The 6,000-nt window shown below is 38.1% G+C and carries 4 protein-coding genes; 1 reads left to right on the top strand and 3 read right to left on the bottom strand.

What is annotated here, in order from left to right; genetic code table 11:
- Positions 1-63: 63 nt before the first annotated feature.
- Positions 64-1,197 carry a DUF711 family protein gene (locus ACM0OR_RS03690; RefSeq protein WP_414575042.1) on the bottom strand — a complete coding sequence of 378 codons (1,134 nt, stop codon included), beginning with the start codon at positions 1,195-1,197 and terminating at the stop codon, positions 64-66.
- A 95-nt stretch (positions 1,198-1,292) separates the two neighbouring features.
- On the opposite strand from ACM0OR_RS03690, the gene ACM0OR_RS03685 reads away from it, so the two are divergent.
- The gene (locus tag ACM0OR_RS03685; RefSeq protein WP_414575041.1) at positions 1,293-2,564 is read left to right on the top strand and encodes a tetratricopeptide repeat protein; all 1,272 of its coding nucleotides are present in this window, start codon (positions 1,293-1,295) and stop codon (positions 2,562-2,564) included.
- 226 nt (positions 2,565-2,790) lie between these two features.
- Here the strand turns inward: ACM0OR_RS03685 and ACM0OR_RS03680 are convergent, their stop codons facing one another.
- Positions 2,791-3,477: a PEP-CTERM sorting domain-containing protein gene (locus ACM0OR_RS03680; RefSeq protein WP_414575040.1), complete on the bottom strand. Its 687-nt coding sequence runs from the start codon at positions 3,475-3,477 to the stop codon at positions 2,791-2,793.
- Positions 3,478-3,853: 376 nt separating this feature from the next.
- Positions 3,854-5,071: a glycosyltransferase family 4 protein gene (locus tag ACM0OR_RS03675; RefSeq protein ID WP_414575039.1), complete on the bottom strand. Its 1,218-nt coding sequence runs from the start codon at positions 5,069-5,071 to the stop codon at positions 3,854-3,856.
- Between the last annotated feature and the right edge of the window lie 929 nt (positions 5,072-6,000).

The raw sequence follows: 6,000 nt of genomic DNA, 5'->3' as shown, positions 1-6,000 counted from the left end.
CCCCAAATCTCTTGATTTATCTAGGTTTTTTGTTTATTCTGCAAGCCCTATTTATGAATAATATCAATTGACTGCAAATATTTGACAATCTACAAGATAGGGGGAATTGAAATTAGTCATTTCCCCTGCTTTTTTATTGGGGATAGGAAATAATCTAGCGGATAGTGGCTTGTTGAGTTTAAAAGCTAAAGTTATCATATCAATTAATATGGCTGCAATCTGTTCTATGGAAACATCCCCAGGAATGGGTACAGTATCTAATCCACAGCCACAAACTGCTGAATATAATAATAAACTTGTAATATCATAGGTTTGCTCATTGGCTCTAGTTGCTAAACCAATATCTTCACAAACTGGTAGCATTAAGCCAGAATAACCGCAGGTTTTGATTGGTATTTTTTTTAAAACCCGCGTTAACATTCCAGAAATTGCTAAAGTTCCAGGATTGCCAAATTTGCCATCTAGTAATTCTTCATAGGCGAAAGCAATACTACTTTGTTTATCTAGAGATGGTGCAAGAGAGGTGTCTATACCATGAAATTTTATCTCAAATTGAGCAGATATTTTTTCTGCGATCGCCGCCACTTGCTTAACTTCTTGCTCTAAAATTATTTGCAGCTTATTTTCCGCATCTTGAATATCATCAGCTTCCGAAAATGCTTGCATTACCAAATCAGCCAACTCTAACCCAATCGCAAAAGACATTTCACCTACATGGTAAGATGTCGGGAAAAATGGGATACCAGGCTGACAGTTAGCTCCAGCACAGAAGCGAAAATTACCGTAGCCATTTTCACTCTCTTGGGAGATGCGTTTAATAGCTTGGGCTGATTCTCTAGCGTTTTCAAAGTTCACACCTATTTTACTTGAACAGTAAATTATTGATGTATGTTTATTGATTTGAGGAATTATATCTATAGTTTCAGGGGTGCTAGCGTAACCAATATTAAAAAAACTGATATTTAAATTTTGACAAAGTTCTTCTAAATTTTTAATCTCATTGATAATTTCAACTTGAGATAACCCTGAGAGATATTCTTCCCAGGGGTTAGTAGCAATTCTTGTGGTTTGGACTTCGTAACCTTGTTGTGTAAAAATTACCTTTGCTTGTTGGTTAAAATTAGCAGCTATTTTGAGCTTGTCTGTTTCCTGTGGAGAATCAAGTGATATACCTGTAGTGATAGTTCTAATTTTCATAGTTTAATTTTCTTCGTGATGAGGAATAATTGCAAATCATGGTGAATATTTAAGATATAGGGCTAATAACTAGCTGAGTTGGGTAAACAACAGTGATGAATAACGACTTTTACAATCAGGGACTAGAGAAAGTCAAACAAAAAGACTACGCTGGCGCAATTGAGGACTTTAGCCGTGCAATACAACTAACTCCCTATTATGTCGAAGCTTACTTAAAACGGGGTTTAGCATATTATGACTCAGGCGCAATTCTTCAGGCTGTTTCAGATTATACTGAAGCACTTAAGATAAATGCTGAAAGTGTGGAAGCATACCACTGTCGAGCTTTAGCAAGACTAGCACTGAAAAATTTACCAGGGGCGTTAGAAGATGTAGACAAGGTGATTCGTCTGAACATTAATTATGCGGCGGCGCATGACTTACGGGGTATAGTGCGGCGCAAACAAGGGTATATTCAAGATGCGATCGCTAGTTTTAAAAAAGCCGCAGATTTATATTTACAGCAAAAAGACACAGAAAATTGTCGTCTGTGCTTAGAACGAATTAAACAGCTACAACCCGCGCAAAAACAAGCTACACAGCCAGTAATTACTAAAAGTGCGCCGATTCCATCCGTTAACGACTATTTTACCCAGCTACTCGCAAAAGCCGAAAAGGGCGACACCCGCCAAGCCATTGCTGATTTAAATTGGATATTACAGGCTGATTCCCAGGATGCACAGGCTTATTGCTGTCGGGGGGTGGTGCGTTGCAAAATGGGGAATTATCGAGAAGCGATCGCCGATTTTAACCAAGCCTTACAATTAAACTTTCAAGATGCGATCGTCTATCGTAACCGGGGTAAAGCCCGTTCTTTATTGAGAGATCATCAAGGTGCGATCGCGGATTTTAATCAAGCTATCCAAATACAACCCCAAGATGCCTTAGCCTATGTTGCCAGAGGTAATACCTATCGAGCAATGGGTAATTATCTCGGTGCGATTGCTGACTACGCCCACGCCTTGCAAATTAACCCCAATGATGCCCAAGCTTACTACAATCGCGGCATTACCTATACTTTTTTAGAAGAAATGCAAAATGCTATAGAAGACTATCAAAAAGCAATAAGTATTTTTTGTGAACAAGAAGACTGGGAAAATCATCAACAAGTCTTAGATAGCCTCAAACAAATTCAAAAATCTATTCCTGAAGCTAAACAGCAAAAATTTAACATATTACGTCAGCGACTTTTACGCCTCGTTGGAGGATATTGGGAACTTGCACAAAGATTAATTGAACAGAAGAAAGATTATTATCCAGGGATGACAGAAGAATGGTATATGCAAAAAGTAATCGATGATTTAGAACGCGATATTCGTAATTCATAATACCCCTTCCCTTCTCTATGAGAATGAGAGGCTGCGCCAACGAGACGCTCCGCGAACGGGGAAGCAAGTTACGTAATTCGTAATTAATATGCGGATAGTAGAATTGTCTTCATTCCGACATTCTTTATATAATGGGTTCTGTATGCCTATAAAATTTGGAACTAAAAAAACTGCTATGTCAGGTTACATACATAGCAGTTATCAATTAACGTAAATACAAATAAATTTATCCTTTCACTGTCTTATTTTGTAAACGTTTCAAGACTGAAGTAGCACCAAAAGCACCTATGACTAACACGCCTAAGATTGCATCAGGTTCTGGAACGCTTCTATTAGCTATTCTATAGGTATGGTTATCTGTTTCAAAAGCAATACCATTTGAGCGCAACACAACACGGTCAAATTTTTCGCCTGCTTCACCTACAAGATTAATAAACATATTAGCTTGAGTGCTAGTCCAGCTACCATTAGCTATAGCCGTCGGTACATCTGAGCCACTAAAAGTCTTTAACTTTTGATCGCCATTGTAAATGTCAATAAAGTTGTAATTATCCAATGACCCTGCATAAAAACCAAAGTAATCAATAGCTTCGTTGAAGTTAATATTAACAAAACCAGTGTTCCCAGCAACACCGCTATTTGTAGGAGCAATTGTTAGATATTTGGTAGTAGTTTCATAGGGTGAGGCATATTGACCAGATTTACTACCTTGAACAATGTTAGTAGTAATATTAGAGTAGGTTGCAAAACCATTTGGGTCATTTGCTGTACCATCATCGAAGGTGACGGTTTGAGTATCAGAGTAGCTAGAAAACATCCCACTGTTTACTGTCATAGTTACGGCACTAGCTGGATTTGCAGCCGTGACTACAACAGTTGTTCCCAGTAAAGCAAGAGATAATTTTTTTAGCATTATAGTAATGAATTTTTCAATTACAAAAGAGATTAAGTTAATTCTGCTTTTTCTCCCTAAAGAAAGACACGGTATATCTACGAAAATTTGCTTAAAGATTAAGTGAAGGGTTTTTCAATACATTTCAGGTAATATTTAAAGACCTAAGTTTTTCATGATTTTGGTTGAAGAAATAAACCCCAACTTTTTATAAAAACACGTGAGTTCGATAGATCATGAAAAACGCTTCTCTAAACCCCTCATTTGCAAGGAGGAGGCTTTAATATTTTTAGCAGATAGATAACGGCAACCCAGGAAACCAAGCTATGGAGAGGGGTTTTCCCATCGAAATACTACGCTAACGTAAGCGTTCAGGATTTCAGCCGACGGCGGAAGTTTACTCCCCACTCCCCAAATATAATGAACGATGCAGAGTTCTGCGCTTGGCTAATTCTTTACCTTGGCGGCCAAGCCTGTCGCGCAGTTGTTGGTCTTGACACAATTGTTTGAAGGCTTGAAATACTTCGTAACCCGATTTAGGATTCACCAATAGACTGTTTTCTTCGTGACGCACTACATCAATTAAAGCAGCATGACGGGAAGCAATTACAGGCTTACCAAAATAACTTGCTTCCAGATAGACAATCCCAAAACCTTCTAACGCGCTAGTTGGTTTCTTGGATAATGTCAGCATGGCGAAGATGTCACAGGCTGCATAATAGCCTGCTAGTTCTTGATGGGGTACATATCCGGTAAAGTGTACTCGCTTGTCTACCCGCAATCTTTGCGCTAGAGATTTCAGTGACGATTCACAAGCACCTTGACCACAGATGATATAGTGAACATCCACACCAATTGTTAAAAGTAGTGGTAGATTCTCAATTACATGGTCGTAGCTTTTTTGTTTTACTAAGCTTCCTACTGAGAGAATGACTACTGCTGTTGGGGGAATGTTGTAAGTTTGACGCACCTGTGAACGTAACTCATCTAAATTTCTAGCGTTATTTCCCAAGCCAAATTTTTCTGGTCTAACTACAGGATGAATCACATGGGTGGGTGTTTGCACGCGGAGGGTGTTTCTGAGATAATCTTGTGTTGATGAGCTATTACACACAATGCCTTCGGCTCGTTTCAGAGTGAGTTTAAATAGCGATCGCCACAAGGGATTACGTAAAACACGCACTAAATCCTGACCGTGCAAGTAAATAAAAAAATGCACAGGTAAAATATAGCTCAACAGCAACAACGCTGGAAACTCATAGCCATGTCCCCATTCAATATAGCGGTAGTGATAGCGAAAATAGAGTTTGATTGCTAATACAAATGAGCAGATTAAATTAAAGCAAGGTTGCAAATAGCTGCCGAGAAAACCACCCAACCAGTATCTAGGATTAGGCCAGCGATATACAGGAAACTGTTGCGCTTGGTCAAATACTTGATCACCTGCACAACTAGCAGTCAAAACAATCACCTGCTCTGGATCTTGTAGACAGCGATTGTAAAGATATTCTCCAATTACTGCTTCCTTTGGCAAAAAAAGCCGCGATATTACTAAAATATCCGGGGATGCAGTTTTTTCTTGGATTTTTGTTGCCAGTTGCGAGACGTGTTCCATGTTGATTTTGATTGATTGACTGCAAATAAGTTGAAAGTATTCAAACTGCAACTAAGGCGAAGTAATTGAAGAATTCAGAATAGACTGCGGCTAGGCTTGCATCGACCTAGGCAAACCTGCACCTACACAACCCAGTAGTCAAAATCTACACTCATTGGGAAAATCACTAGGTTTATCCGTAATACTACATACTAATTTAAGTAAAGTCACGATCGTAAATAGTCCAACTGCTTATGAAATAAGCATTCGTCCTTTTTATTTTTTTCTTTTTACTTTTGCCTTTTTGTACTACCTCCATTACGTAATTACACAAGCAAGCATTTCTGTGGATGATCGTACTGAAGGATTTACTGACGCTAGTATCTAAATTTTCTCCTCTTTTTTAGTTTTAGCCAACAGGTAGACCCGAAAAGCTAGGTATTTACACAATTTTGTCAAAAATTTTTACAATCCTTCATCAAACTGGCTGTGACTGAGATATCGGTAGGCTTGTTTGGTACTCTATAATACCTAGTGTTTTGTCAAGTTAGTTTTGAGAGTTTGTAGTCAGCATTTTATTGCTTAGAACAGTCAGGACTTTAGTCGTCTCTATGAGACGCTACGCGAAGACCACGAATTTGCTGATCCATCACTTTCAACTTGATGGACTACTAGGACAACAAGATGAGAGCATTACAAAGGTTATATCTATATTTTAGAGTATGAAATATAGAAAATTTATTGTTGTTTATGTGAAGTGTTGGTTAATTATATGCTTTGTTTTTATTGTTATAAATTTGACTGTTCACCAGAAACAATGGTCATAAATAATTACGGTAATTCGCCAAGTTTCTTGGTGTCTGGAAAGGAAAAAATAGATAACAAGGGCAGAAATTATCTCTTGATTGAGGAAATTATAATTATCATCTTAAAAACGCTATCAATTAACC

Source organism: Anabaena sp. CCY 9402-a (assembly GCF_963920945.1).
GTDB lineage: Bacteria > Cyanobacteriota > Cyanobacteriia > Cyanobacteriales > Nostocaceae > Trichormus > Trichormus minutissimus.
This window is presented reverse-complemented; position numbering and strand designations above follow the sequence as displayed.